This is a genomic window from Trinickia diaoshuihuensis, from assembly GCF_003390925.1.
GTDB lineage: Bacteria > Pseudomonadota > Gammaproteobacteria > Burkholderiales > Burkholderiaceae > Trinickia > Trinickia diaoshuihuensis.
In genome coordinates this window covers 394,355-421,104 of sequence record NZ_QUBS01000090.1, presented here as the reverse complement: position 1 = coordinate 421,104, position 26,750 = coordinate 394,355, and the positions used below count along the sequence as shown (strand labels likewise).

Genomic DNA, 26,750 nt, shown 5'->3' with positions numbered 1-26,750 from the left:
GGAGTCCTATGTTTGCCTACATCCTCAGACGTCTGCTGTTGATGATTCCGACGCTGATCGGTGTCGTCACGGTGACGTTCGTCGTTACTCAGTTCGTCCCCGGCGGGCCGGTCGAGCAGATGGTCACGCAGTTGCGTCACGGCGCCGCGAATCGCGGCGGCGACGGCGGTGGCGGTAGCGGCGGTTACCACGCGAGCCAAGGCGTCGATCCGCAACAGATCGAGCAAATCAAGAAGCAGTTCGGCTTCGACAAGCCGCCGCTCACGCGCTACTTGATGATGCTCAAGAGCTATGCCACGTTCGATCTCGGCCAATCGTACTTCCAGCACGAGAGCGTCTGGGGCGTGATCAAGGAGAAGCTGCCCGTCTCGATCTCGCTCGGTCTGTGGACCATCATCCTGACTTACGCCGTCTCCGTGCCGCTCGGGATCGCGAAGGCGGTCCGCAACGGGTCGCGGTTCGACGCCGTGACGAGCGTGCTGGTCCTCATCGGCTACGCCATTCCGGGCTTCGTATTGGGCGTGCTGCTGCTGATGCTGTTCGGCGGCGGGACGTTCTGGGACGTATTCCCGATGCGCGGCCTGACGTCCGATAACTTCGACGACCTGAGCACGATCGGTAAGGTCCTCGATTATCTTTGGCACATGGTGCTGCCCGTCACGGCGTCGGTGGTCGGCAATTTCGCGATCGTCACGATCCTCACGAAGAACACGTTCCTCGAGGAGATCGGCCGGCAATACGTGCTGACGGCGCGCGCGAAAGGCGCTCCGGAGCGCGACGTGCTGTGGAAGCACGTGCTGCGCAATGCTGCGATTCCCCTGCTGACCGGCCTGCCGGCCGCTTTCGTCGGCGCGTTTTTGAACGGCAACTTGCTGATCGAGACGTTGTTCTCGCTCGACGGCATGGGCCAGCTTTCGTACGACTCGGTGATACGCCGCGACTACCCCGTAGTGCTCGGCTCGCTGTTCCTGTTCACCTTGATCGGCCTCGTAACCAAACTGATTGCTGACGTCTGCTATGTCCTCGTCGACCCCCGCATCCAATTCGACCGCATGGACCGCTAAGCCGGCCCTCGCGCCGGTAGCGTCGATCTCGCCATGGCGGCGCACGTGGCTGCGCTTCAAAAGCCAGCGGCTCGGCTATTGGAGCCTCTTGATCTTCGTCGCGCTGTTCGTCATCAGTGTGCTCGGCGAAGCGCTGTGCAACGACAAGCCGCTCGTCGTGCGCTACCAAGGTCATTATTACTTCCCGATCGTGAAGACGTATCCGGAGACGCAGTTCGGCGGCGATTTCCCGGCCAAGACGAACTATCTCGATCCGTATATCCGTTCGCGCATCCAATCGAACGGCAACTTCGCGATCTATCCGCCGAACCATAACTACTACGATACGATCGACTATTTCGCCGAGCGGCCGTTTCCGGCGCGGCCGTCGTCGTCGAACTGGCTCGGCACCGATCAGTTCGGCCGCGACGTGCTCTCGCGTCTGCTGTACGGCTTCCGCGTATCGGTGTTGATGGCGCTGGCGCTGACGATATCGGGCGTGTTTTTCGGCGTGCTGACCGGTGCGTTGCAAGGCTTCTACGGCGGCCGTACCGACTTGATCGGCCAGCGGCTCATCGAGATCTGGAGTTCGATGCCCGATCTGTATTTGCTGATCATCTTCGCGTCGATTTTCGAGCCTACGCTGTGGCTGCTGTTCATCTTGCTGTCGATGTTCGGCTGGCTCGTGCTGTCCGATTACGTGCGCGCCGAATTCTTGCGCAACCGGTCGCTCGACTATGTGAAGGCGGCGCGCACGATGGGGCTCTCGAACTGGCAGATCATTTGGCGCCATGTCTTACCGAACAGTCTGACGCCGGTGATCACGTTCCTGCCGTTCCGCATGAGCGCGGCGATCTTGTCGCTGACGAGTCTGGACTTCCTCGGTCTCGGGGTGCCGCCTCCGACGCCGAGCCTCGGCGAATTGCTGCAGGAGGGCAAGAACAACCTGGACGCGTGGTGGATTTCGGTGTCGGCGTTCGCGGCGCTCGTCGTGACGCTGCTCTTGCTGACCTTCATGGGCGACGCGCTGCGTAACGCGCTCGATACGCGCAATCGCGGCTCGGCATTCGGAGGGGCGAAGTGATGAACGGCAGTCCTTTGCTCAGCATCGAGAATCTCTCGATCAGCTTCGGCGCAAAAAAATGCGTTCACGAATTGAATTTGGCGATCGCGCGCGGCGAACGCGTGGCGCTCGTCGGCGAATCGGGTTCCGGTAAAAGCCTGACGGCGCTGTCGATCTTGCGTCTCGTGCAACATGCGACGCTCTCGGGCCGCATCGTGTTCGAAGGCGAGGATCTGCTCGCCAAGACCGAACAGCAGATGCGCGGCATTCGCGGCGCCGATATCGCGATGGTGTTTCAAGAGCCGATGACGGCGCTGAACCCGCTTTATACGATCGGCAAGCAGATTTCCGAAAGCTTGCGGCTGCATGAGGGCTTGCGGCCCAACGCGGCGCGTGCGCGCGGGATCGAACTGCTGCGCCGCACGGGCATTCCCGAGCCGGAGCGGCGTATCGACAGCTTCCCGCACCAGCTTTCGGGCGGACAGCGTCAGCGCGCGATGATCGCGATGGCGCTTGCTTGCCGGCCGCGCTTGCTGTTGGCGGACGAGCCTACGACGGCGCTCGACGTGACTGTGCGTCAGCAGATCGTGGACCTGCTGATCGAACTGCAGGAGCAGGAGGCCGCCGATCGCGGGATGGCCGTGCTCTTGATCACGCACGATCTGAATCTCGTGCGGCGTTTCGCGCAGCGCGTGGCGGTGATGGAGAAGGGCATTCTGGTCGAGACGAACACGACCGAGGCGCTGTTCTCGAACCCGCAGCACCCTTACACGAAGCGCTTGCTCAATAGCGAGCCTGTCCGTTGCGTCGATGAGGTGCCCGCCGAGTCGAACAACGTCCTCGAAATCAAGGGGCTCGCCGTCGACTACAGGACGAGTGCGAAGGGGTTGCGCTCGCTCTTCGCCAGCGCGAAGTTCCGTGCATTGCAGGACGTCGATTTGACGTTGCGGCGCGGCGAGACGGTCGGGATTGTCGGCGAATCGGGTTCGGGCAAATCGACGCTCGCCTCGACCGTGCTGGGTCTGCAGCGCGCGGCGGCGGGCGAGATCAACGTGGGCGGCCGCTCGCTCGCGAGCTACCGTTCGTCGAGCGCGGAGTGGTGCGCGCTGTGCGCGCGGATGCAGGTCGTGTTTCAAGATCCGTTCGGTTCGCTCTCGCCGCGCATGACGATCGAGCAGATCATCGGCGAGGGCCTGCGTGTGCACAAACCGGCCATGACCGGGCAGGCGCGCTGCGAGCGCGTACGCGAACTGCTCGAGGAAGTCGGGCTGCCGGCCGATGCGGCCTTGCGCTATCCCCACGAATTCTCGGGGGGACAGCGGCAACGTATTGCCATCGCGCGGGCACTTGCGGTAGAACCTGAACTTCTCGTACTCGACGAACCGACGAGCGCGCTCGATGTCTCAGTACAGCAGCAGGTGTTGGCGCTGCTCACGCGGCTGCAAAAGAAGTATGGGCTCAGCTACCTGTTCATCACGCACGATTTGGCGGTGATGCGGGCGATGGCGCATCGCGTCGTCGTGATGAAGTCGGGACGCATCGTCGAATCGGGCGATACGCTCGACGTGCTGCGGGCCCCTACGCATCCTTATACCCAATCGCTGCTCGCGGCATCCATGCAGGTGCCCGAAGCGGATCCGAACGAGGCAATTGCATGATCGATGAACGCTGGTCGCGCGCGGCTGCCGCCTTGAAAAGCAACGCCGAATTTTGGTCGCTGCGGATCGCGGACGACCGCGCCGAGAACCACACGGTGCGCAACGACGTGGCGCAACCGTTTTCGACGGTCCGCGACCGCGGCGCGTTGCTCACGGCGTGGTGCGGCGCCGGCGCCGGCTATGCGGCGACGGCCGATTTGTCCGAGGCAGGCTTGCAAGCCGCCCTCGACCTCGCGAGCGAGCGGGCGCGCGCGGCGGCGGCCGTGACGTTGATCGACCACCGCAGCGCGCCGCGGCCCGGCGTGAGCGGGAATTACGTTTCGCCCAATGCCGATACGGCGCTGCCCTCGCGCGGCGAATGGATCGATCGTCTCGCCGCCGAATGCGCGGCGGCGGCGCTCGACGCGCGTATCGTCGAGCGTACCGCGGCGATTCGAATCACCCATAGCGATCAGCTTTACGTGACGAGCGACGGCGTGCGGATCGAACAGCGCTTTCGCTATTTGCTGCCGCAAATGACGGTCGTGGCACATGCCGATGGCGACACGCAAGTGCGAAGGCTCGGTGGCTACGAATCGCTGCTCGCGCAAGGCGGCATGGAAATCTTGGCGCGCTACGGCTACGACGGTTCCGGCGTGCGATTGGCCGACGAAGCCTTGCAATTGCTCGCCGCGCCCAATTGTCCGTCGGGCGTGCGCGATTTGCTGCTGTTGCCCGATCAGATGATGCTGCAGATCCACGAATCGATCGGTCATCCGCTGGAGCTCGACCGGATTTTGGGCGACGAACGCAACTTCGCCGGCTCGAGCTTCGTCACGCCCGATATGTTCGGCAGCTACCGCTATGGATCCGAGCTGCTCAATGTGACGTTCGATCCTTCGGTGCGCGAAGAGGCGGCCTCCTACGGCTTCGACGACGAAGGCGCGCAGGCGCGCAAGCAGTATTTGATTAGGAACGGCGTGCTCGAACGCCCGCTCGGCGGCACGCTTTCGCAACAGCGCGCGCAGCTTCCCGGCGTCGCGAACTCCCGCGCATCGAACTGGAATCGCGCACCGATCGACCGCATGGCGAATTTGAACATCGAAGCGGGCGAGAGCACGTTCGAAGACCTCGTCGCAGGGATCGAGCGAGGCATCCTGATGCGCACGAACACGTCATGGTCGATCGACGATCGACGCAATAAATTCCAATTCGGCTGCGAGTTCGGCCAATTGATCGAAAACGGCAAGCTGACGCAAGTGGTCAAGCGGCCGAATTACCGTGGCATCTCGGCGAACTTTTGGCGCAGCCTGAAAGCGGTCGGCAACGAGTCGACGCGCGAGACGTACGGCACGCCGCTCTGCGGCAAGGGCGAGCCGATGCAAATCATTCACGTTGGGCACGCGTCGCCGGCCTGCGTGTTCGCCGACATCGACGTATTCGGAGGTGCATGATGGCGAACTTCGATTGGAAGCGCCACTTCGGTGCGCTAGCGGAAGGGATCGAACGGTTGCGCGTGGGCGGCGAAGTGACGCTGCTCTCGCTGACCGCCGAGCATTCCGATTTCATTCGCTTCAACCAGGGCAAGGTGCGCCAGATCGGCACCGTGTCGCAGGGCAAACTCACGCTTCGTTTGATCGACGGCGCGCGGCAAGCGTATTCGACGATGACGGTGGGCGGCCAATTGGAAGCCGATCTCGACGATGCGGCGCAGGCGCTGGGCATGCTGCGAGCGAGCTTGCGCGACGCTCCCGAAGATCCTCACCTCTTGTTCGGTCAGACGCAGTGGACGCAGACCACCGAGCGGTCGGGACGTCTGCCCGAACCGGCGGTGCTCGTGCGGACTGTCGCCGAATGCGCGCACGGGCTGGACTTCGTCGGGTTCTATGCGGGCGGGACGATGGCGCGGGGTTTTGCGTCGTCGCTCGGCAGCCGCGGCTGGTACGAGGTCGATAACTTCAACTTCAGTTGGTCGCTGTTCGATCGCAGCGGGCGCGCGATCAAGAGCGAATACGCGGGCGACGCCTGGGACGACGCCGTCTTCGCGCACAGGCTCGAGCAGGCCGCATCGAGGTTGCCGATCTTGGCCGGCACGCCTCGGGTGCTGACGCCGGGACGCTACCGCACGTATTTCGCGCCGTCGGCCTTGGGATCGCTCGTGGAAATGATGGCGTATCAAGGGTTCTCCGCGCGGCAGCAAGCGACTTCGCGTAGCCCTTTGTACAAGCTGCATACGGGCGAACTGCGGTTCGATCCGCGCGTGACGCTGACCGAGGAAATCGGGCTTGCGATCACCCCGGGATTCAACGACGACGGGTACCTCCGCGAGAGCGTGTCGCTGCTCGCGAACGGCCGCGGGGTCGATCGCTTGACCGATGCGCGCAGTGCGCGCGAGTACGGGTTGACGCCGAACGGCGCGACAGCCGACGAATCGCCCTCGTCGCTGGCGATGGGGGGCGGCGATCTGCGCGCCGACGAGGTGCTGTCCGCGCTCGATACGGGTCTTTATGTCGGCAATCTTTGGTATGTGAATTTTTCCGATCGCATGGCTTGCCGCTTGACGGGCATGACGCGTTTCGCGACGTTCTGGGTCGAGAACGGGCGAATCGTGGCACCGGTCGAAGCGATGCGTTTCGACGACAGTCTTTACAGCCTGCTCGGCGATCAGCTCGAAAGACTGGACGCCGAGCCGGAGTTGCTGCTGAACGATTCCACATGGGGCGAGCGTGCCACCGGCGGAATGAAATTGCCGGGGGCGCTAGCGAAAACGTTCCAACTGACGCTCTGACCGCTTAACCAACGCATGCATAGAACGAAAACAATAACAATCGAGAAAGAGACGGCACGATGCGCGGCGTCAACCGGCGCGCCGCGGGAGTAACCACGTGCCTTCATTTTTTATCGACCGCCCGGTATTCGCTTGGATCGTCGCACTGGCGATCACCCTTGCGGGCGTGCTCGCGTTGCCGTTGCTGCCGGTGTCGCAGTATCCGCGGCTCGCGCCGCCGCGCATCGTCATATCCGCCCAGTACCCCGGCGCCTCGGCCGAGGACGTGGATAGCAACGTCGCCAGTCTGATCGAGCAGAGCCTCGACGGCGCCGACGGCCTGCAGTACTACGAGACGACGAGCGATGCGCTCGGCGAACTCGAAATCGACGTGACGTTCGAGCCGGGCACGAACCCCGATCTCGCGATGGTCGACGTGCAGAACCGCATGAAGCAGATCGAATCGCGCTTGCCCCAGCCGGTCGTCCAGCAGGGCATCAGCGTCTTCAAGGCGGCGAATACGTTCTTGATGCTCGTGACGCTCGTTTCGACCGACGGCATGCGTGATTCGACCGCGCTGAGCGACTATCTGAACCGGTTCTTGCTGCGCGAATTGAAGCGCACGCCCGGCGTGGGATCGGCCCAGCTTTGGGATGCCGATCGCGCCATGCGTATTTGGCTCGATCCGATGAAGCTGCGCGAGTACGATTTGTCGCCGGCGCAAGTGACGGCGGCTATTCAAGCGCAGAACGCCACCGTGACGGCGGGAGCGATCGGCGATGCGCCCGCGCGGAACGGCCAAGCGATCACGGCGTCGGTTAGCGTGCGGGGGCAGTTGCACACGCCGGAAGAGTTCGCCGCAATCGTGCTGAAAGCGCGTCCCGACGGCTCCGTCGTGCGCATCGGCGACGTCGCGCGCGTCGAGCTGGGCGCCGATAGCTATACGTTCTGGTCGCGGTTGAACGGAAGAACGGCGGCCACGGTCGGGATCCAACTCGGGCCGCTCGGCAATGCGCTCCAAACGTCGAACGAGATTCATAAGCGGGTGGCCGAGTTGTCGAAGACGCTGCCGCCCGGTATTGCGATCGAAATCCCGTATGACGGCGCGCATTTCGTGAAAATCGCCATCAGCGAAGTGTTGCTGACGCTCGTGGAAGCGATCGTGCTCGTCTTCTGCGTGATGTGGCTGTTCCTGCGCGATCTGCGTTATACGCTCGTGCCGACCGTGGTGATTCCCGTCGCGTTGATGGGCTCGTTCGCGGCGATGCATGTCTTTGGTCTGTCGATCAACGTGTTCACGCTGTTCGGGCTCGTGCTCGCGATCGGGATTCTCGTCGACGATGCGATCGTCGTCGTGGAAAACATCGAACGAATCATGCGCGACGAAGGACTGCCGCCGCGTGAGGCGACGCGCAAGGCGATGGCCCAGATCGGCGGTGCGATCGTCGGCGTCACGGCCGTCTTGACCGCCGTGTTCGTACCGATGGCGTTCTTCTCGGGCGGCGTGGGCGGGATCTATCGGCAATTCTCGATCGCGATGATCGCGGCGATCTTGGTATCGGCGTTCATGGCGCTGTCCTTGGCGCCCGCGCTGTGCGCGAACTTGCTAAAAGCGCCCGGACCCGATGAGCACCACGGATCGGGATTCGCCGGGAAATTCCTGGAGAAGTTCGAGCGCGCGTCGGACGGCTACCGCGGTTTCATCGTGAAGATCTTGCGTGCGCCTAAGCGCTTGTTCGCGATCCATCTCGCGTTGATCGGCGCCGGCGCGGTGATGTACGCGTCGCTGCCCAGCGGCTTCCTGCCGACCGAAGACCAAGGGCAATTGCAAGTCATGGTGCAATTGCCGCCGGGCGCTTCGCAGCAGCGTACCTACGCGGTGATCAAGCAGGTCGAGGACGTGTTGCAGCGGCAGAAATCGATTGCGAACGTCACGACCGTCATCGGATGGAGCTTTTCCGGCAGTGGGCAGAACGTGGGGATGGCGTTCGTCGATTTGAAGGATTGGTCGCATCGCGATGTCGGCGCATTGGCGCTGCGCGATAGGTTGAACGAATCGTTCGCGAAGATTCGCGAAGGCGACGTGATCGCGCAATTGCCGCCCTCTGTGCCCGGGATGGGCCATGCCGAGGGGTTTACCTTCCACCTCGAAAACCGCGGCGGCATGACGCGCACGGAGTTCCATGCGGCGCGCGAACGGTTGCTCGAGCTAGCCAAAAAGAGTTCGGTATTGGCGGATGTGCACTCGGAGACGCTGCCCGATGCGCCGCGCGTGGTGCTCGATATCGACCGGGCGAAAGCGTATGCGATGGACGTCTCGTTCGATGCGATCCAAGCGACGCTCGGCAGTACCTTCGGTACGCTCTATGTGAACGACTATCCGGCCTCGGGACGGATGCTGCGCGTGCTGGTAGGCGGGGATTCGTCTTCGCGCATGACCGATGCGGATTTGTTGAATCTATCGGTGCCCAACGCGGCCGGCAAGATGGTGCCGTTTTCGGCGTTTTCCGCACTGAAATGGTCGCGCGGGCCCATCATGCTCTCGCGCTATAACGGCTATCCGTCGCTCGACGTCACCGGGCGTGCCGCCGACGGCTATAGCTCGGGCGCGGCCATGGCCGAGATGGAGCGGCTCGCCGCGCAATTGCCGCCGGGAACGTCGTTCGACTGGGCCGATGCGGCGCTGGCGGAAACGCAAGCGGCCAAGCAAACGCCGTTACTGATCGGGCTCTCGCTGCTGGCCGTGTTCATGGCGCTCGCGGCGCTTTACGAGAGCTGGACGATTCCGATGTCGGTGCTGATCGTGGTGCCGCTCGGGATGATCGGTGCGGTGGCGGCGATGCTTTTGCGCGGCATGCCGAACGACATTTACTTCAAGATCGGGCTCGTGACCGTGATCGGTCTCGCGGGCAAGAACGCGATTCTGATCGTGCAGTTCGCGCGCGATGCGCAGGCGCGCGGCGTGGCACTGTTCGATGCCGTCGTGCAGGCGTGCGCGATGCGCTTTCGGCCGATCGTCATGACGTCCGCGGCGTTTTTGCTCGGCGTCGTGCCGCTCGTGTTTTCGAGCGGCGGCGGTGCGGAGAGCCGCCATTCGATCGGCACCGGCGTATTCGGCGGTGTCATTGCGGCAACGGTGCTGGGGCTCGTTTTCACGCCGATCGCGTTCTATCTCGTCATGAATACGTTGCGCAAGCGTGACTTGTCGGGCGTCAAGCCGAAAGGCGGTGCTAACGATAAGTCTGGTGCGCGCGTGCCCGATCCCGAAACGGAGCCCTCATGAAGGCGGCCATGGGACGGCATCGGAAGACCTACGAGCGCGGCGAGTGGCTTGAAGAGGAGCGCCCCAGTTCGACGGTGCTCGGCCCGAAGATTCGGTCGCTGCGGCAGCACTTGTCGTTGACGCTCGATGAGGTGGCCACTAGCGCGGGGATTTCCGCGCCGTTTCTCTCGCAAGTGGAACGCGGGCTTGCTCGGCCATCGGTGTCGACGTTGATGGCGATCGCGCGTGTGCTGGGTGTGAAGATTCAGTACTTGCTCGATGCGCCGCGCGACGAGCGTTATGTCGCGCGCGGCGACCGGCTGACCTTTTTCGGGTTTGCCGATGCGGACAACCGGTTCGCGAGATTGACGCAAGTGACTGAAGGCGGGCAGATGGAAGCGCTGCTCGTGCGCATTCCCGCCGGGCAAAAGCTCGATAAGATCACGGCGCGCGCTGGGGAGCAGTTTTGGTACGTGCTGTCGGGCAATCTGACGCTGACGTTGGAAGACAAGACTTATGAGTTCCGCGAAGGGGACTCGGCGCACTACGATTCGACGGATGCCCACCATTGGCATAACACCGGCGAGCAGGATGCGCTGTTGATGTGGGTGGGGACGCCGAGTTTGTTGTAGCGCGTTCGTTGGCCCTGGTATGACCCAGGGCCAGGCACCGCTCCTACTTCGCCCGTACCCGCGCAATAGCGCTAAGCAGCGCATCGAGCATGACGGGTTTCGTCAAATGGGCATCGAACCCTGCCCGAGTGGCCTCCTCGACGTCCGAAGGCCTGCCGAAGCCGCTCAGCGCGATCGCTTTGACGGATTCCATCTCCGGCCGCTTGCGCACCGCCTCGATGAACGCTAGCCCGCTCATGCCGGGCATGCCGAGATCGGAAAGAATCAACGACGGCGATTCCTTGCCGATCACATCGAGCGCTTCTTCCCCGCTCGTCGCGACAGTCACCGCGGCGCCTTCCATCTCCAGCAACAGCCGGAACGTCTCCACCGTGTCATGATCGTCGTCGACGAGCAGCACGTGCTCGCCCTTCAGAAACGTCGTGGGTGACGTGCCGCTCCCATCGTGCGTGACCGTATCCACCACGCGCGGCAGCTTCACGGTGAACGTCGCACCGCGACCGATCCCATCGGAGTGCGCGCGTACTTCGCCGCCATGCACCGCCACGAGATCCTTCACGAGCGAAAGCCCGATGCCGAGCCCGCCGCGAACAGCCGATGCATTGCTGCGGCTTTGCTCGAACATGTCGAAGATCGTCGGCAACGCGGCGCCGTCAATACCGATTCCGTTGTCGCTCACGCTCAAGACCGCATGGTGGTCGTCGACTGAAAGCTGGACGGAAATCTTGCCGTCGCCTTCCGTGAACTTCAACGCGTTGCTGACCAGGTTCCAAACGACCTGTTCGATGCGCGTGAGATCCGCATGAATGGAGACGGGACCGTCGGGCACGGATACCCGGAAATCGATGTCCTTGCGCTGCGCCTCGTCTTGCATCGTATGGCTGATGCGCTGCACGACTTCCTTGAAGTCAACGGGCCGCCGGGTAATCGACAGCTTGCCCGTGCGCATGCGCGACATATCGAGCAAGTCGTCGATGATCTGCGCTTGTCCTAAGACAGTGCGGCGGATCGTGTCGGCGGCGCGCGCGATCGTGCCATTCGAGCGGGCCTCGCTGGAACGTCCGATCAACTCGGTGCTGGCGCTGATCAAGTTCAGCGGATGTTTGAGTTCATGCGAGACGACGGCCAGGAATTCGTCGCGCCGCCGCTCGATCTCATCGACACCGGCTTGTCCGACGTTGCGCAGCCGCTCTTCGGCGGCGCGGCGGGAGGTGATATCGATGAACGACAACACCGCGCCGTCGATCCGGTTTTCCGTTGTTCGATACGGCAGGATCCTCGCGAGATACCACCGCCCGTCCGTGCTCTTCAACTCGCGTTCGATCAGGCGCAGCGAGCCGAAGGCCTCGGCGGCGTCGTCGGCCAGTTTGTCGTATTCGAGCCGGTGCGTGATGTCGAGCAGCGAGCGGCCGATATCGGTCGCGATGATGCTGAATACATCGGCGGCGCGCGGCGTGTAGCGCTTGATGGACAAATTGCGGTCGACGAAGATCGTGCCGATGTCGTTGGCCATGACGAGGTTTTGCAAGTCGTCGTTGATCTTGCTCGTCTCTTCCACCTTCGCCTTCAATTCGGCGTTGACGGTCGTCAGTTCCTCGTTGATCGCCTGCAACTCTTCCTTGCTCGTTTCGAGCTCTTCGGTCGCGGAACGCAATTCCTCGTTGATGGCCTGCAGTTCCTCGTTCGACGCCTTCAGTTCTTCCGTCGAAGTTTCCGAATGCTCGATCGTCGCCTGCAACTGCTCGCGCGTGCGCTGCAACTCGCGCTCGAGTTGGGCGATGATCGGGTCGCGCTGGTTCTCCGGCACGGCCTCGTCCACGTCTCCCACGCTGTCTTCCACTTCGTCGAACAAGATGAGGACGAAGTCGGCGTTGGCATCGGAATCGTGCACGGGGCGCGCCGTCATCTTCACGAAGAACGAGCGGCCGTCCCGATCGATCCGCACGCGGCGCGATTCCACGCTGACGTCGGCTTGCAGCGCCTGGTAAATCGCCGAGCGCAATTCGAGCCGAAGCTCGCGCCGCACCACCGTCAAAATGTTGTGCGACGGTTCGCCGCCCACGTATTGCAAAAAGCGGCCGGCACGATCCGAAAGATGAACGATGTCGGAATCGCGGTTGACGAGCACGCTGGGCGGGGCGTGTTGTTCGACCACGCGCTGGTGCAACTCGCCGAACGAGAATTTGCGCTTGCCGCTGGGCTGCAGCGTCATCACGGCGGGACGCGCGTTCAGTGCGCCGGGCTGCGTAATCGGAACCGGCGTGTCGGCGCGCACGGCGATGCTCGCGCGATACAGGCGTGCCTTTTTATCGACGACTGAGAACAAGCCGCCCGCGCTATCCGCCGTCTCCGAGCTGCCGAGGAACAGATGCGCGTTCGGCCGTAGCGCGAAATGGAAGGTGCGAAGCGTGTCGATCTGCGCTTCGCGATCGAGGTAGATCAGCAAATTGCGGCAGCAGACGAGATCGAGCCGCGAAAACGGCGGATCGCTCAGGACGTTATGCAGCGCGAACAGGACGCGCTCGCGCAATTCCTTCTTGACGCGGTAGTGCTCCCCGTCCTTCGTAAAGAATTGGCGCAAATGATTCGGGTCGACGTCGGCCGCGATCGATGCGGGATAGAGGCCCTCCCGGGCCGAGGCGATCGCCCGCTCGCTGATGTCCGTCGCGAACACTTGGAACGGCACGGGGTCGCGCGCGGCTGCCGATGCTTCTTGCAACAACATCGCAACCGTATAAGCCTCTTCTCCCGTTGCGCAGCCCACGACCCACACGCGCACCGGCTCCTCCTGCCGCCGATTCTCGAAGATCGCCGGCATCACTTGGTCTCTGAGGACGTCGTAGGCGTCTTTGTCGCGGAAGAAGTTCGTCACGCTGATCAGCATGTCTTGCAACAGCGTCGTGGTTTCCTCAGGGTGCGTTTGCAGATAGTCGCGATATTGCTGAAGCTCGGACAGGCCGTTCACCTGCAGGCGCCGCTCTATGCGGCGCAGGACGGTGGCCCGCTTGTAGTGGCGGAAATCGTGCCCAGTCCGGTTGCGCAAGATCATCATGATCTCGCGCAAGGTGCGCTCGATATTGCTCATGCCCGCGCCGGGCTCACCGACTTCCGCGTCATCGTCGTCTTTGCCCACGGGTACGCGCGCAAGCCGAATCTTTTTGGCGTTCGACCACAACTCGAGCATGCGCTGCGGCATTTCGCTCGCCTCGAGTTGGAAGTCGATCGCATTGACGACGCTCGGCGGCCATTGTGCGTTATCGCTTCGAGCGGATCCCCTGGCTTGGGCGAACGTCACGCCGCCGAACTCCTTCAGGCGCGTAAAGCCGAACGCGCTATCGGTGCTTACGCTCGCGAACAGGACGCCGACCGCACGCTCGCCGTAAGCGGTGGCGAGCGAATCGAAGAACAGATCAATGTGTTCGCGCCGTTCCTCGATGCCGTGCGGGGCCCCAGTACGCAATTCCTGCTCGACGATCGTGCAAACCAACGGCGGTTCGACGACGTAAATGTGATTCGGCTCCATGCGCATGGCTTGGCGCACCGGAACCACGGGCATGACGGTGGCCGGCTGAAGGGCCGTCACGAGCGACTGCGCGGGCTCGGTTGGCGCACGCAGCGTGATCACGAAGGCGGCGCCGGACTGCGCCGGCATCGCGTCGAAAAACTGTTTCAGCGCTTCGATGTCGTCAGCCGATGCGTCGATCCCCACGGCGGGGAAAGCGAATCGGGTCTGTGCCGAACGTGCTGGGTTTTGATCGGACATAAAGATCTGTCGGATGGAGGCTCTAGCGCGCGGCGCCGGCTCGATCGCGATAGACCATGGGACTCGCGATTGCCTAGCCACCCCTCCGGCATGGGCGATGCCACGCGCGGCCTTCTCGGGTTTCGAGGAATAGGTTCAGTCGCATATCATACGCGGCCTCGCATAGTTGCCGTGGAGTTTTGCTCAAGACTAGCAATTTTCACTCCCAGCTTGCCGTTGCCCCGCCGCTTTCTTTCGCATGCGCGGCGCGCACGAGCACGTTTAGCGAGCGTCCGAGCGCCATGCCGGCGAGGACTCCCCATGCGGCGAAGGAAAGCGTTTCGAAAGCGTCGGTCGTGCTCGATGGCGCGTGCCCGGCGAACGCGTAATGTTGTGCGAACTTAACGAAGAACGACAGCGGCAGCGTCACGCGCAGCGTCGCACGCCGAGTTATGCAAGGGCGCGGAACGAGAAATAGACATAGGCCGGAAAGTGAAACGTGACGAGTCGCTCCATCCATAAATTGTCATGCACCGGTGCAAAGGCGGGTGAAACGGCGAGCAGTGTATTTTTCCAGCCGACCCATCCGCGCCGCATGCGACCAATTGTATAGCGTGGCGACGAACCGCGTTTAAGGGCGATGAGCGGACCCGCGAAATCAATGGCGCCGAGCGCGACCACCGAAGCTCGTAGCATGGTCCGCGGGAAACGAAAAAATGCGATGCGAAGCTTAAATGTGTTGGATGGTGACGATTATCGAATGCGACTATCGTTACCCGAACTCGGGCGTTATACTCTGTCGCGCATTTGATTGCCCGATAGCCAGCTTCATCTTTCCTCCGCTGACGAATCGGGGGAATTGTGTAGAACAGCCCCCATTCGGATATGAAAAAAAACGAGCGTGGCCAACTGCTCCGATCGATGCCTGGGTGCGGACTTCATCGCCCGCCCTGCGGCATGGCGGCAGCGATTTTTTCGCTTGCGGCTTTGCTGGCCTGCGGCGGCTGTGCCGTGGGTCCCGATTTCAAGGCGCCGGCCGCGCCCGCCGCAACCGCCATCACCACGCCTGCGTTGCCGGTGCAAACGGAAGCGACACCCGTGGCGGGTGGCGCGGCTCAGCGCTTCGACCCCGCCGCGCAGTTGCCGTCGCGTTGGTGGACGGCCTATGGATCCGATCAGCTCGATCGCCTCGTGTCGGATGCGTTCGCCAATAGTCCGACGATCGCATCGGCGCAAGCGGCATTGCGAGTCGCACAGGAGCAGGTCAATGTGCAACGCGGTGCATTGTTTCCGACCATCGGCGGCACCGCCGGCGTCACGCGCGAGAAACTGAACGGCGCGGAGCAAGGCTTTCCGCAGGCCGGCAGTTTTCTTTTTACGCTGTATAACGCGTCGGTGAGTTTGTCATACGACTTCGACGTTTTTGGTGGCGTGCGACGCGGGCTAGAGGCGCAAGAAGCGGGACGCGAGGCACAAGCCGAGGAATTGCAGGCGACCTATCAAACGCTCGCGGCCAATGTCGTGACGGCTGCCGTGCTCGAAGCGTCGCTGCGCGCGCAAATCGATGCGACGCGCGAGCTCATTGCGTCGGCGCAGCACGAGGTCGATCTGAGCCGGCAAGAGTTCGAACTGGGCGGTGCGGCCCGCTCCGACGTATCGTCGGCCGAATCGAATTTGGCCTCGGTCCAAGCCACGCTGCCGCCGCTCATGCAGCAGCTTTCGGCCGCGCGCAGTCAGCTTGCCGTCTATTTGGGCAAGGCGCCGAGCGAGTATGACGAGCAGCAATTCGACCTCGCCTCGTTGCAATTGCCGCTCGACATACCTTTGAAGATGCCGTCCGAAGTCGTGCGTCAGCGGCCCGACGTCAGGCGTGCTCAGGCGCTGTTGCATCAGGCGAGCGCGCAGATCGGCGTGGCGACCGCGAACATGCTGCCGCATATCGGCCTGAGCGGAAATTTCGGCGATGCGTCGACATCGTTCAGGTCGCTGTTCACGAGCAACGTATTCTCGTTGGCCGGCAACGTCACGCAGCCGCTATTTCAAGGCGGGGCTTTGAACGCGAAGCGCCGTGCCGCGATCGCCGCTTACGACCAATCGCTGGCGCAGTACCGGCAAACCGTTTTGCTCGCGTTCAAGAACGTCTCCGATACGTTGCGCGCGCTCGATACCGATGCGCAAACGCTCGCCGCGCAATACCGCGCGCAAACGGCGGCGGCGGACAGCTTGCATCTGATCGAGCAGCGCTATGGCCTCGGCGGAGCGAATCACCTCGAATTGCTGGTCGCACAGCAGCAGTATCAGCGCTCGCGTATTGCCTATGTACAAGCGCTGGCGGCTCGCTATCAGGATACGGCGGCGCTGTTTCTCGCATTGGGCGGCGATTGGAAGCAAGCGGGGCAGAGCGCCTCGACGACGCCTTGAGGATCGCCCCCGAACGTTGACCGAATTTCATCCATTCATACCGCGGAAGTCGATTACATGACGGACAAATCGGAGTTGTTGCGGCAGTTGCGGATCGAGCGGGATCAACGGCCCGCGCAAACGGACGCTTCGCATCGCTGGTGGTGGATCGGCGGCTTGCTGGGGCTGTTGATCGCGCTCGCGGCAGGCGGTTTTTTTTGGCTGCATGCCGCCTTGCCGGCCGTGCGAGCGGCCGTGGCCAAGCCGGTGGCAAGCGGTTCGGGTGCCGACGCCGGCACGTCGATCCTCGACGCGTCGGGCTATGTCGTGGCGCGCCGCCAGGCGACCGTTTCGGCGAAGATCACCGGCAAGCTCGAGCAATTGTTCATCGAGGAAGGCGTGCATGTGAAGGAGGGCGACGTCATCGCCACGCTCGACAACACGAACGCGTCGGCGGCATTGCTGCAAGCGAAAGCGGCGGTGACGCAGGCCGAAAGCACCTTGACCCAGGCCAAGCAGGCCGCGAGCGACATCACGCCGATTTACGAACGCGATCGCAAATTGGCCGCTGCCGCCGTGATCAGCACGACCGCGCTCGAACAAAGCAAGGCCAATTACGACCAGAAGCAAACGGATGTGGCCGTGGCGCAAGGCAATTTAGCGGTGCGGCGCGCGGCGCTCGAAATCGCGAAGCGCGACCTCGACGATACGATCGTGCGCGCGCCGTTCACGGGCGTCGTGACGACCAAGAACGCCCAGCCGGGCGAAATCGTCTCGCCGCTGTCGGCCGGCGGCGGGTTCACGCGCACCGGTATCTGTACCCTCGTGGATATGGATTCGCTCGAGGTCGAGGTGGATGTCAGCGAGAACTTCATCAGCCGGGTTCAGTCGGGCGGCCCCGCCACGTTGAAACTGAACGCCTATCCTGATTGGGCGATCCCCGCGTACGTCATCGCGGTCGTGCCGACGGCCGATCGCAGCAAGGCCACGGTCAAAGTGCGCGTGGGCTTCAAATCGCGCGACCCTCGCATCCTTCCCGAGATGGGCGCACGCGTGTCGTTCCTGAGCCGTTCGCAAAGCGGTTCGAACGGATCGTCCGCCGGCGCGGGCGGCGTCACGCTACCGAACGATGCCGTGCAAGGCGCCGCCGGTGCGGCGACGGGCACCGTCTACGTGCTGCACGACGATACGGTCGAGCGGCGCGAAGTGAAGCTCGGCGCGCGCAGCGCCGAGATGCAAACGGTCATCGCGGGCGTGGCACCCGGGGAGCGGGTGGCCGCGGGCGATCTGACGAAGCTTTCCGACGGCGCACACGTCAAGGTCGTCGATCGCTGATCGACCGGTGAACGATTCACTAAGCACTCGCCCCGTTTGAGCGGGTGCGAACGAGGAGCGAAGCAAATGACTGCCATGGTTTCCCTCAAGGACATCGTGAAGACGTATACGCGCGGCAAGCAGACGGTCGAGGTGCTTCACCATCTCGACTTGCAAGTGGCCGACGGCGATTTCGTCGCACTCATGGGGCCGTCCGGTTCGGGTAAGACGACCGTGCTGAATCTGATCGGCGGCATCGATCATCCGACCAGCGGTGAGCTCATTGTCGCGGGCGAGCGCATCGATCAACTGAAAGGCGGCGCCCTGGCGCGTTGGCGCTCGAACAACGTCGGTTTCGTCTTTCAGTTCTATAACCTGATGCCGATGCTGACGGCGGAGCGCAACGTCGAGTTGCCGCTGCTTTTGACGTCGCTTGGCAAAGGCGAGCGGATGAAGCGCGTGCACGCGGCGCTGAGTATCGTCGGTCTCGAGGAACGCGCGAAGCATAAGCCGTCGGAGCTGTCCGGCGGCCAGGCGCAGCGCGTAGCGATTGCGCGCGCGCTCGTATCCGATCCGAAATTGCTCGTCTGCGACGAGCCCACGGGCGACCTAGACCGCGCCACGGCGGACGAGATCCTGCACTTGTTGCAGTTGCTCAACCGCGAATACGGCAAAACGATCGTCATGGTGACGCACGATCAGAAGGCCGCTGACTACGCGACGCATACGCTGCACCTCGACAAGGGCCGCTTTGTCGAAGAGCGGCAAAGGACCGAGGCGTGATGCGATGAAATTCATTCCGCTGATATGGGCGATGCTTTGGCGCAAGAAGGTGCGCACGTCGCTGACGCTGCTCTCCATCATGATCGCGTTCTTGCTGTTCGGCATGCTGCAGGGCGTGAATTCGGCCTTCAAGCAGACGATCGAGCGTTCGAACGTCAACCGTCTCGTGGTGACGAACCGGATCTCGATCACGGAAAGCATGCCCTACGCCTACATGCAACAGATCGAAGCGTTGCCCGGTGTGGAGCGCGTCTCGCACGAATCGTGGTTCGGGCCGTATTACCAGGATCCGAAGAACTTCATCGCGGCGTTTCCCGTCGAGCCGGAGCGGGAGTTCCCCGCGCATCCCGAGTATGTGTTGCCGAAGGATCAACTGGCGGCGCTCGAACATACGCGCGACGGCGCCGTCGTAGGGGCGAATCTCGCGAAGAAATACGGCTGGAAGATCGGCGATCGCATTCCGCTGCATTCGACGATCTGGGTGAAGGCGGCCGACGGCAATTCCGACTGGGACTTCACGATCGTCGGCATTTACCAAGACCCGGCCGATAGCTCGCGCGAAGACGGCATGTTCTTCAACTACAAGTATTTCGACGAAGCGCGCAGTTTCGCGAAGGGCACGGTGGGCTGGTACATCGTGGTGGTGAAAGACCCGTCGCAATCGGCGCTGGTGGCCAAGGAAATCGACGATCATTTCGCCAACTCATCCGACGAGACCAAAACTCAGACGGAAAAGGAATTCCAGCAGTCGTTCATGAAGCAGATCGGCGATATCAACCTCATCGTCACGTATATCTTGTTCGCCGTTTTCTTTGCCTTGCTGTTCGCTGTCGGCAGTACGGTCATGCAAGCCGTGCGCGAGCAGGTGCCGGAGCTGGCCGTGCTCAAGACGCTGGGTTTCAGCGATACGCGGATGCTCGTGCTCGTCCTCGTCCAGTCGTTGACGCTGTGCATCGCGGCGGCGCTGCTCGGGCTCGGTATTGCCGATCTGCTCTTTCCGGCGCTGCGCAACACGCTCGGCGTGGTCAAACTGCCGGCGACCGTGATTGCCGAAGGCGTGTTGATGTCGGCCCTGCTGGCCGTTGCAACGGGCATCGTTCCCGCTTGGCGTGCCAAGCGGCTCGTCATCGTGGAGGCGCTGCGCTCATGATCAAGCAAATCGTTGCAGTCACGTCGATGAACCTGCGCAGCTTGCCGCAGCGGCTCAGCACGGCGTGGGTCATCGTGATCGGTATTGCCGTGACGGTGGCCGTGATGGTGTCCGTGCTGGCGATGGCGGCCGGTTTTCAGCGGACGCTCAAGGGCACGGCGCGGGCCGATCGCGCGATCGTGCTGCGGGCCGGCTCGCAAGCGGAACTCGAAAGCACGATCGATCGCCAGGATGCACAGAAGATTATGGATGCACCCGGCGTTCGTAAAGACGAGGCGGGGCGCCCGATCGCCACGGCCGATGCCGTCGTGATCGTGGCGTTGCCGCAAAAGAAGGACAACGCCGATGCGAACGTTACGCTGCGCGGCGTGGGTCCCAATGCCATGAAGCTTCGGCCGGAAATGCATTTGATCGCGGGCCGGATGTTTCGGCCGGCGGTGCGCGAGTTGATCGTCGGCAAGTCGGCCCTCGCGCAGTTCAAGGGGCTAGAGCTTGGCAGCCGGATCGCGTTCCGCAACTCGGAGTGGACGGTCGTCGGCATTTTCGAAAGCGGCGGCGACGCGCACGAATCGGAATTGCAGGGCGATGCGGAAACCGTGTTGTCCGCTTATCGCCGCAACGGCTTTCAATCGGTGACGGCGCTGCTCGATTCCGCCGCCGCGTTCGATCGCTTCAAGGGGGCGTTGACGACCGACCCGTCGCTGAAGGTCGGGGTGCAGCGCGAAGCCGATTATTATGCGGCGCAGTCTCGCAATCTATCGAAACTTTTGAACTTGCTCGCGTATTTCGTTGGCGGAATCATGGCGCTAGGAGCGTGCTTCGGGGCGCTCAATACGATGTATACGGCGGTGTCGACGCGCATCCGCGAAATCGCCACGCTGCGTGCGATCGGCTTTAGCGGTGGTCCGATCGTGATCTCCGTGCTGATCGAATCGTTGCTGCTCGCCATCTTGGGCAGCGCGATCGGTTCGGCGGCGGCTTGGGCGTTCTTCGACGGCAACACCGTCAATACGCTCGGCGCGGGGTTTTCGCAAGTCGTCTTTCACTTGACGGTTACGGCTTCGTTGCTGGTTTCGGGCATCGTCGTCGCGTGCACGATCGGCATGCTCGGCGGCTTGCTGCCCGCCATCCGCGCCGCGCGTCAGCCCATTGCGGCGGCGTTGCGGGCGAATTGAGGATCAGCGCGGGGTAGCGCGGTAGAGGCAAGCGAACTTCGTTTTTCGACCGTTCGTCGCCTCCAGCCGCCGTTCGTCGTACGCTTTGCCCGAGGCGGGGGAGACGGTATACATTGCGCTGACAATCGACCAGAAGAGCGGCTCGGAATAGTCCAAGCCGCGGTTAGGCCACGTTATGCACAGCGAGCATCATCCCTCGATCCCGTCGAATACCGCCGATCCCGGCCCGCGCCGCAGCTCCCTCCCGCGCCCCGACGCATGGGTTGCCGGCGGCTTCGCATCGATCGGTTGGGTGGTGCTGTTCAGTTGCATCGTGGGCCTGGCGTTTTGGGCCGCGCATCGTACCCAACTGCTGTTGCCGAATCTGGTCGTGAGCGTGGCGATCGGTCTAAGCGCGCTGATGCTCAGCACGCTGCTGAACCGCCTCGCCCCGCCTCGGGTGGGGCCGGTCGTGAAAGTGCTGCTGATCGCGCCGCTCAGTGTCGTCATCGGCGTGGAGTTCACGGCGGCCACGGTCGGCGGATTGCCGCATCTGATCGGGCATACCGGCATCGGCGCCTGGTTGAACTTCGGCACGTCGTTCGTCGTGACCGGCGTCGCCAGCGCCTTCTTCATCGTCTCGGAACAAGCGATGCGTATGCGGGCGTCCCTCGAGACGCAGCGCCGCGAGGCCGCCGAATTGCGGCAATCGGAAACGGCGGCGCGTCTCGCGCTGCTACAGGCGCAAATCGAGCCGCACTTCCTGTTTAACACCCTCGCCAACGTGCAAAGCCTGATCGAGCGCGACCCAAAGCGCGCGGTGTCGATGCTCGACAGCCTGAATCGCTATCTGCGCGCGAGCCTGACGCGCACGCGCGGCACGGCGTCGACGGTCGCCGACGAGCTCGAACTCATCGAAGCGCTGCTCAATATCGCCGCGATTCGTCTGGGCGAGCGGTTGCGGTTTTCGATCGACGTGCCCGAGCCGCTGCGTCAATTGGCCCTTGCCCCGTTGCTGCTGCAACCGCTCGTCGAAAATGCCTTGTTGCACGGCATCGAACCGTCCATCGACGGCGGAGAGATCCGCATCGTCGCGCGCCGCGAAGACGATATGCTCAAGATCGATTCGATCGACACGGGCGTGGGTCTAGGCCAAAGTACGAAACTGCATGGGGGCGTGGGGCTTGCGAACGTCCGCTCGCGGCTCGCTTCGATGTACGGCGGCAGCGCATCCGTAACGGTGGAAGCGAACGTCAGTGCGGCGCGAGGCGTCATTGCTCGCTTGTCCATTCCCATTTGTTGAAGCCGATATGCCTTCCGTCCTGATCGCCGACGACGAACCGAACCTTTCCGCCGAACTGGCCGCGCGCGTGACGCGCTTTTGGCCCGAGCTCGAGATCGTCGGCATGGCGCGAGACGGCGTCGATGCCCTCGCACAACTGAACGAGAAGCGTCCGGATTTCGCCTTTCTCGACATCCGCATGCCCGGCATCGACGGGCTCAAGGTGGCGCAACTGGCAAGCGATGTCCGTATCGTGTTCGTCACCGCTTACGATGCGCACGCGGTGGAGGCATTCGAAACGTCGGCCATCGATTACTTGCTCAAACCGGTGACCGACGACCGCTTGATGCGATGTATCGCGCGCTTGCAGCGGCACGGCCCGCCGACCCCCGAGGACGCGGCGGCAGTGGCCGCCTGCATCCGCCGAGACACGGCGCCGATCCGCTGGTTGACCGTCGGCGTAAAAGACGCCACCAAACTCGTTTCGATCGACGACGTGCTGTTTTTCCAAGCCACCGATAAATACACCGAAGCCGTGACGGCCGATCAACGCCATTTGATCCGCACGCCGCTCAAGGAACTGCTGCCGCGCTTGGATGGCGATCGATTCGCGCAGGTGCATCGAGGCGTCATCGTCTCCTATGCGGCGATCGATCGCGTCGAACGCGACTTGCTGGGGCGCCTCAAAATTCATCTGCTCGGCCACGACGCGGTGCTGCCGGTGAGCCGAGCTTACGCGGGGCTTTTCAAGCAGATGTGACCGATCGATGCGGCTTCACATGCCGCGCAGCGCGAACCGTTTGAGTTTGCCGGTCTCCGTGCGGGGCAACGCATCGATGAACTGTACGATACGCGGGTACTTGTAGGGCGCGACGGTTTGCTTGACGAACGTTTGCAATTGCCCGGCCAATGCATCGTCCGCTAGATACCCCGGCTTAACGACGACGAACGCTTTCACCACCTGCCCGCGTTCTTCGTCGGGCACGCCGATCACGCCGCATTCGGCGACAGCCTCATGCTGCATCAGCGCGCTTTCCACTTCGGGGCCGGAGATGTTGTAGCCCGCCGATACGATCATGTCGTCGGCTCGCGCTTGATAAAAGACGTAACCATCGGCGTCGATATAGACGGCATCCCCCGGCAGATTCCATCCCTCGCGCACGAACTTCTTCTGGCGCTCGTCGGCCAAGTACCGGCAACCGGTCGGTCCCCGGACCGCGAGCTTGCCGACGGTGCCGGTCGGCACGGGATACATCTCGTCGTCCACGACTTCGACGACATAGCCCGGCACGGCCTTGCCGATCGCATGCGGCCGAACGTTCTCCCCGGCCGACGAGATAAAGATATGGATCATTTCCGTGCCGCCGATTCCGTCGATCATCTCAAGGCCCGTCGTCTTGCGCCATAGCTCACGCGTCGAGTCGGGCAACGCCTCGCCGGCCGAGACCGTTTTGCGCAGACTCGCGATGTCGTAGCGCGCCGCTAGCGGGGCCATTTGACGATAAAAGGTCGGCGCGGTGAACATCGTCGTCGCGCGAAACCGCTCGACGGTGCGCAGCAGCGTTTCGGGCGTCAGCTTTTCGATCAGCACGGTGGACGCACCGACGCGCATCGGAAAACAGAGCAGCCCGCCGAGGCCGAACGTGAACGCCAGCGGCGGCGTGCCGCAAAAAATATCGGCGTGCGACGGCTTGAGAATATGGCGCGGGAAGAGATCGCACATCGCCAGCACGTCGCGATGAAAGTGCATGCACCCTTTGGGCGCGCCGGTCGTGCCGCTCGTGAACGCGATCAGGCAGACGTCGTCGGCGGCCGTATCGCAGGCGTCGAACCGGGACGGCTTCGCCGCGGCGAGCGCCTCGATCGAATCGGGCGCATCGCTATGAAACGCGCGCACGTCGGCAAGATCGGCGCAGTACGCTATATCGTTCTCGTCTCGACACCGGTTCAATTCATCGAGCAGCCGTGCATCGCAGAGCGCCGCGCCGATTTTTGCCTTGTCGATGATCTGCTTGAGCTCCTTGGCGCGCAGCAGCGGCATCGTGGGCACGACTACAAGACCCGCTTTCAAGCTGGCGAGGAAAGCGGCCGCCATTTGCAACGTATTGGGCCCGCGCAGCAAGATTCGATTGCCGGGCACGAGACACATGTCTTGCGTCAGCACGTGCGCCCATCGATCGACCATTTCACGCAGTTCGTCGTAGGTCGTGGCGTGCGGCCGGTCATCGACCTCCGACCAAATCGCTACGCGTTGCCCGTGTCCGGCGGCGATCGTTTCGTCGAGCAGCGCCGTCGCGCAGTTCAGCCGCGCGGGATAGGCGACATCCGGGCAATCGAGCAGCAAGACGGGCCATTGATCTTGCGGCGGCAGATTGTCTCGCGCAAACGTATCGACATGGGCAGACGGTTGCATGACTCCCTCCGAGTCAATCGGGTATCACCGCGGTGGCTTCGATCTCTACTTTGGCTTGGTCTTCGATGAGCGCCGCGACTTGAACGGCGCTCATGGCGATGTCGTAATCGCCGATGAGTTCGCGGAAGGCCTGGCCGATGTCTTTCGATGCCGCGAGGTATTCGCGTTTGTCGGTGACATACCAGGTCATACGCACGATATGCTCGGGACGGGCGCCGGCTTCCTTCAAGATCGCGACGATGTTCGCGAGCGCCTGGCGGGCTTGGTCGGCGAACGCTTCCGATGCGAACCGTCCTGTTTCGTCCCAGCCGATTTGTCCGGCGATGAAGACTTGGGTGCCATGAGCGCATACGCCATTGGCGTAGCCGCGCGGCTTGGGCCAACCGGCTGGCAAAAGTGGTCGTTTCATGATGGGATGCCCTCGTTTGCAATCGTGGTTGGAGACGCCGTCGCGGCGGCCGCCGCTTTCAACAGCGCCGTGCGGACGTCCTCGGGAATATCGATCGATTCGCCTGTCGCGAGCGAAGTGGTGACGAGCACCTGGTTCGCGGAAAAGCGAACGCCATCTCGGCCTTCGCCGACGATGCGGATCCGCATGGAGCGACCGCCGACGTGCGTAAGCGAGAGCGAAAACGACAGCGTCTCGCCCATCCGGCTCGGCCGCGAGAACTCGCATTCGAGTTTGACGATGGGCAGACCGATGCGCCGCCCACCGATCATCTCGGCGTAGTCGATGCCGAGCGCATCGGTGAACCAGTCTTCGACGAGCCCGTTCGTGAGCGTCAGGTATTGCGGAAAGAAGACGATGCCCGCCGGATCGCAATGGGCAAACCGAATGCGCACGGGGCGTTCGAAGACGGTCGGGGCGTGATCCGTCATCGGATGCCTCTCGATTCCTCGCCGTCTGCATGCTCTTTGAGCAAATCGCGGCCGACGATCAGTTGCTGCACTTCTGTCGCGCCTTCATAGATGCGCAGTGCGCGGATCTCGCGGTAAAGCGTTTCGACGGGCGTGCCGCTCGCGACGCCTTGGCCGCCCCAAAGCTGCACGGCGGCATCGATGACACGTTGCGCGCCTTCGCTTGCGTGCCACTTGGCCATCGCCGCTTCGCGCGTCACGCGCTTGCCTTGGTCGCGCATCCATGCGGCGCGGTAGACGAGCAGGGCGGCCGAATCGATCGTAAGCGCCATTTCGCCTAGCTTCGCTTGCGTCAATTGGAAGTCGCCGAGGGTCTGCCCGAACATGCGCCGCGACGACGCGCGCGCGAGCGCCTCCTGCATGGCATGGCGCGCGAATCCGAGCGATGCGGCGGCGACCGACGTCCGGAAAATATCGAGCGTGCGCATCGCGAGTTTGAATCCTTCGCCCGCCGCGCCGAGCCGCTGCGACTTGGATACGCGGGCGCCGGCGAAACGCAGACGGGCGAGCGGATGCGGCGCGATAACGTCGATGCGCTCGGCGATCGACAACCCGGGCGTATCGGCATCGACGATGAACGCGCTGATGCCGCGCGCGCCCGGCGCCTCTCCGGTGCGGGCGAAGACGACGTAGAAGTCGGCGATACCGCCGTTCGAGATCCAGGTTTTCTCGCCGTCGAGCACGTAAGCATCGCCGTCTTCGCGGGCTGCCAGCGAGAGCGCGGCGACGTCCGAGCCCGCATCGGGTTCCGAGAGGGCGAATGCCGCGATGGCGTCCCCGTTTGCGACGCGCGGCAAGTAGCGCTGTTTTTGTGCCTCGGTCCCGGCCAACGAGATCGCACCTGATCCAAGCCCCTGCATGGCGAGGACGAAATCAGCCAAGCCGGAATGCTCGGCCAGCGTCTCGCGCAATAGACAAACGGCGCGCGTATCGATCGAATCGCCGTGGCCGCCGTACGCCGTGCCGCCCACGCCGTAGCGGAGCCAACCCCCCGCGCCGAGCAGACGGACGAGGCGGCGGCAATGTGCATCGAGACTCGCGCGGCCCTGCGGGCCCGATGCGATGAGGTCGGCGGGTTCGAGCGTGGTTCGATTTGTATCGCACCAGGCGTGGAGTTCGCGTGCGAGCGCGCGATGCCGATCCTCGAAGAACGGCCAGTCGAGCATGTCGTGTCGTTGAGTGCCGGTCAT

21 protein-coding genes are annotated in these 26,750 nt (G+C 63.1%); 14 read left to right on the top strand and 7 right to left on the bottom strand.

The window, feature by feature from the left end:
- Positions 1-8 precede the first annotated feature (8 nt).
- The 7 genes from DXT59_RS30200 to DXT59_RS30170 all read left to right on the top strand — a co-directional run bounded on the left by DXT59_RS30200 (position 9) and on the right by DXT59_RS30170 (position 10,404).
- The gene (locus tag DXT59_RS30200) at positions 9-1,064 is read left to right on the top strand and encodes a microcin C ABC transporter permease YejB (protein WP_116142148.1); all 1,056 of its coding nucleotides are present in this window, start codon (positions 9-11) and stop codon (positions 1,062-1,064) included.
- Positions 1,018-2,127 carry an ABC transporter permease gene (locus tag DXT59_RS30195; RefSeq protein ID WP_116142146.1) on the top strand — a complete coding sequence of 370 codons (1,110 nt, stop codon included), beginning with the start codon at positions 1,018-1,020 and terminating at the stop codon, positions 2,125-2,127. The genes DXT59_RS30200 and DXT59_RS30195 overlap by 47 nt, the downstream gene beginning before the upstream one ends.
- Complete coding sequence (locus DXT59_RS30190; protein ID WP_116142144.1) at positions 2,127-3,764, top strand: ABC transporter ATP-binding protein; 1,638 nt, start codon at positions 2,127-2,129, stop codon at positions 3,762-3,764. Before DXT59_RS30195 ends, DXT59_RS30190 begins: the two co-directional genes overlap by 1 nt.
- Positions 3,761-5,197, top strand: coding sequence for a TldD/PmbA family protein (locus DXT59_RS30185; RefSeq protein WP_116142142.1), 1,437 nt, complete (start codon positions 3,761-3,763; stop codon positions 5,195-5,197). Before DXT59_RS30190 ends, DXT59_RS30185 begins: the two co-directional genes overlap by 4 nt.
- Positions 5,194-6,531: a TldD/PmbA family protein gene (locus DXT59_RS30180; protein WP_116142139.1), complete on the top strand. Its 1,338-nt coding sequence runs from the start codon at positions 5,194-5,196 to the stop codon at positions 6,529-6,531. The genes DXT59_RS30185 and DXT59_RS30180 overlap by 4 nt, the downstream gene beginning before the upstream one ends.
- Positions 6,532-6,628: 97 nt before the next feature.
- Positions 6,629-9,793 (top strand): multidrug efflux RND transporter permease subunit, encoded by a 3,165-nt coding sequence (locus DXT59_RS30175; protein WP_116142136.1) that lies wholly within the window; start codon positions 6,629-6,631, stop codon positions 9,791-9,793.
- A gap of 8 nt (positions 9,794-9,801) precedes the next feature.
- Positions 9,802-10,404: a helix-turn-helix domain-containing protein gene (locus DXT59_RS30170; RefSeq protein ID WP_116142317.1), complete on the top strand. Its 603-nt coding sequence runs from the start codon at positions 9,802-9,804 to the stop codon at positions 10,402-10,404.
- A 43-nt stretch (positions 10,405-10,447) separates the two neighbouring features.
- Here DXT59_RS30170 and DXT59_RS30165 read toward each other — a convergent pair whose 3' ends face one another.
- From DXT59_RS30165 to DXT59_RS30155, 3 genes are all read right to left on the bottom strand, one after another.
- Positions 10,448-14,167 carry a CheR family methyltransferase gene (locus DXT59_RS30165; RefSeq protein WP_116142134.1) on the bottom strand — a complete coding sequence of 1,240 codons (3,720 nt, stop codon included), beginning with the start codon at positions 14,165-14,167 and terminating at the stop codon, positions 10,448-10,450.
- Positions 14,168-14,366: 199 nt separating this feature from the next.
- Positions 14,367-14,576: a hypothetical protein gene (locus DXT59_RS30160; RefSeq protein WP_116142132.1), complete on the bottom strand. Its 210-nt coding sequence runs from the start codon at positions 14,574-14,576 to the stop codon at positions 14,367-14,369.
- A gap of 20 nt (positions 14,577-14,596) precedes the next feature.
- Complete coding sequence (locus tag DXT59_RS30155; protein ID WP_162878310.1) at positions 14,597-14,827, bottom strand: hypothetical protein; 231 nt, start codon at positions 14,825-14,827, stop codon at positions 14,597-14,599.
- Between the two features lie 276 nt (positions 14,828-15,103).
- Here DXT59_RS30155 and DXT59_RS30150 point away from each other — a divergent pair, with 276 nt between their 5' ends.
- The 7 genes from DXT59_RS30150 (at position 15,104) to DXT59_RS30120 (ending at position 22,989) form a co-directional block, all read left to right on the top strand.
- Positions 15,104-16,567 carry an efflux transporter outer membrane subunit gene (locus tag DXT59_RS30150; protein WP_116142128.1) on the top strand — a complete coding sequence of 488 codons (1,464 nt, stop codon included), beginning with the start codon at positions 15,104-15,106 and terminating at the stop codon, positions 16,565-16,567.
- Positions 16,568-16,624: 57 nt separating this feature from the next.
- Positions 16,625-17,881, top strand: a complete 1,257-nt coding sequence (locus DXT59_RS30145) for an efflux RND transporter periplasmic adaptor subunit (protein WP_116142127.1) — start codon at positions 16,625-16,627, stop codon at positions 17,879-17,881.
- Between the two features lie 66 nt (positions 17,882-17,947).
- Entirely contained in the window at positions 17,948-18,643 is a 696-nt protein-coding gene (locus tag DXT59_RS30140; protein WP_116142125.1) for an ABC transporter ATP-binding protein, read from the top strand.
- 4 nt (positions 18,644-18,647) lie between these two features.
- Positions 18,648-19,793, top strand: a complete 1,146-nt coding sequence (locus tag DXT59_RS30135) for an ABC transporter permease (RefSeq protein ID WP_116142123.1) — start codon at positions 18,648-18,650, stop codon at positions 19,791-19,793.
- Entirely contained in the window at positions 19,790-20,968 is a 1,179-nt protein-coding gene (locus DXT59_RS30130) for an ABC transporter permease (protein ID WP_116142121.1), read from the top strand. Before DXT59_RS30135 ends, DXT59_RS30130 begins: the two co-directional genes overlap by 4 nt.
- A 175-nt stretch (positions 20,969-21,143) precedes the next feature.
- Positions 21,144-22,250, top strand: coding sequence for a sensor histidine kinase (locus tag DXT59_RS30125; RefSeq protein WP_116142119.1), 1,107 nt, complete (start codon positions 21,144-21,146; stop codon positions 22,248-22,250).
- A gap of 7 nt (positions 22,251-22,257) precedes the next feature.
- A complete protein-coding gene (locus tag DXT59_RS30120; protein WP_116142117.1) occupies positions 22,258-22,989 on the top strand; it encodes a LytR/AlgR family response regulator transcription factor in 732 nt (243 codons plus the stop codon).
- A gap of 15 nt (positions 22,990-23,004) precedes the next feature.
- Here the strand turns inward: DXT59_RS30120 and DXT59_RS30115 are convergent, their stop codons facing one another.
- The 4 genes from DXT59_RS30115 to DXT59_RS30100 are packed head-to-tail and all read right to left on the bottom strand — an operon-like array spanning position 23,005 to position 26,750.
- Positions 23,005-24,642, bottom strand: coding sequence for an AMP-binding protein (locus DXT59_RS30115; RefSeq protein WP_116142115.1), 1,638 nt, complete (start codon positions 24,640-24,642; stop codon positions 23,005-23,007).
- Between the two features lie 13 nt (positions 24,643-24,655).
- A complete protein-coding gene (locus DXT59_RS30110) occupies positions 24,656-25,051 on the bottom strand; it encodes a RidA family protein (RefSeq protein ID WP_116142113.1) in 396 nt (131 codons plus the stop codon).
- Positions 25,048-25,521, bottom strand: a complete 474-nt coding sequence (locus tag DXT59_RS30105; RefSeq protein WP_116142111.1) for an acyl-CoA thioesterase — start codon at positions 25,519-25,521, stop codon at positions 25,048-25,050. The genes DXT59_RS30110 and DXT59_RS30105 overlap by 4 nt, the downstream gene beginning before the upstream one ends.
- A complete protein-coding gene (locus DXT59_RS30100) occupies positions 25,518-26,750 on the bottom strand; it encodes an acyl-CoA dehydrogenase family protein (protein WP_116142109.1) in 1,233 nt (410 codons plus the stop codon). The genes DXT59_RS30105 and DXT59_RS30100 overlap by 4 nt, the downstream gene beginning before the upstream one ends.

What these genes read in the sequence shown, in the direction of transcription:
- DXT59_RS30200 (WP_116142148.1), top strand. Translation starts at nt 9, where the DNA reads ATGTTTGCCTACATCCTCAGACGTCTGCTGTTGATGATTCCGACGCTG.
- DXT59_RS30195 (WP_116142146.1), top strand. Translation starts at nt 1,018, where the DNA reads ATGTCCTCGTCGACCCCCGCATCCAATTCGACCGCATGGACCGCTAAG.
- DXT59_RS30190 (WP_116142144.1), top strand. Translation starts at nt 2,127, where the DNA reads ATGAACGGCAGTCCTTTGCTCAGCATCGAGAATCTCTCGATCAGCTTC.
- DXT59_RS30185 (WP_116142142.1), top strand. Translation starts at nt 3,761, where the DNA reads ATGATCGATGAACGCTGGTCGCGCGCGGCTGCCGCCTTGAAAAGCAAC.
- DXT59_RS30180 (WP_116142139.1), top strand. Translation starts at nt 5,194, where the DNA reads ATGATGGCGAACTTCGATTGGAAGCGCCACTTCGGTGCGCTAGCGGAA.
- DXT59_RS30170 (WP_116142317.1), top strand. Translation starts at nt 9,802, where the DNA reads ATGGGACGGCATCGGAAGACCTACGAGCGCGGCGAGTGGCTTGAAGAG.
- DXT59_RS30165 (WP_116142134.1), bottom strand. Translation starts at nt 14,167, where the DNA reads ATGTCCGATCAAAACCCAGCACGTTCGGCACAGACCCGATTCGCTTTC.
- DXT59_RS30150 (WP_116142128.1), top strand. Translation starts at nt 15,104, where the DNA reads ATGGCGGCAGCGATTTTTTCGCTTGCGGCTTTGCTGGCCTGCGGCGGC.
- DXT59_RS30145 (WP_116142127.1), top strand. Translation starts at nt 16,625, where the DNA reads ATGACGGACAAATCGGAGTTGTTGCGGCAGTTGCGGATCGAGCGGGAT.
- DXT59_RS30140 (WP_116142125.1), top strand. Translation starts at nt 17,948, where the DNA reads ATGACTGCCATGGTTTCCCTCAAGGACATCGTGAAGACGTATACGCGC.
- DXT59_RS30135 (WP_116142123.1), top strand. Translation starts at nt 18,648, where the DNA reads ATGAAATTCATTCCGCTGATATGGGCGATGCTTTGGCGCAAGAAGGTG.
- DXT59_RS30130 (WP_116142121.1), top strand. Translation starts at nt 19,790, where the DNA reads ATGATCAAGCAAATCGTTGCAGTCACGTCGATGAACCTGCGCAGCTTG.
- DXT59_RS30125 (WP_116142119.1), top strand. Translation starts at nt 21,144, where the DNA reads ATGCACAGCGAGCATCATCCCTCGATCCCGTCGAATACCGCCGATCCC.
- DXT59_RS30120 (WP_116142117.1), top strand. Translation starts at nt 22,258, where the DNA reads ATGCCTTCCGTCCTGATCGCCGACGACGAACCGAACCTTTCCGCCGAA.
- DXT59_RS30115 (WP_116142115.1), bottom strand. Translation starts at nt 24,642, where the DNA reads ATGCAACCGTCTGCCCATGTCGATACGTTTGCGCGAGACAATCTGCCG.
- DXT59_RS30110 (WP_116142113.1), bottom strand. Translation starts at nt 25,051, where the DNA reads ATGAAACGACCACTTTTGCCAGCCGGTTGGCCCAAGCCGCGCGGCTAC.
- DXT59_RS30105 (WP_116142111.1), bottom strand. Translation starts at nt 25,521, where the DNA reads ATGACGGATCACGCCCCGACCGTCTTCGAACGCCCCGTGCGCATTCGG.
- DXT59_RS30100 (WP_116142109.1), bottom strand. Translation starts at nt 26,750, where the DNA reads ATGACCGGCACTCAACGACACGACATGCTCGACTGGCCGTTCTTCGAG.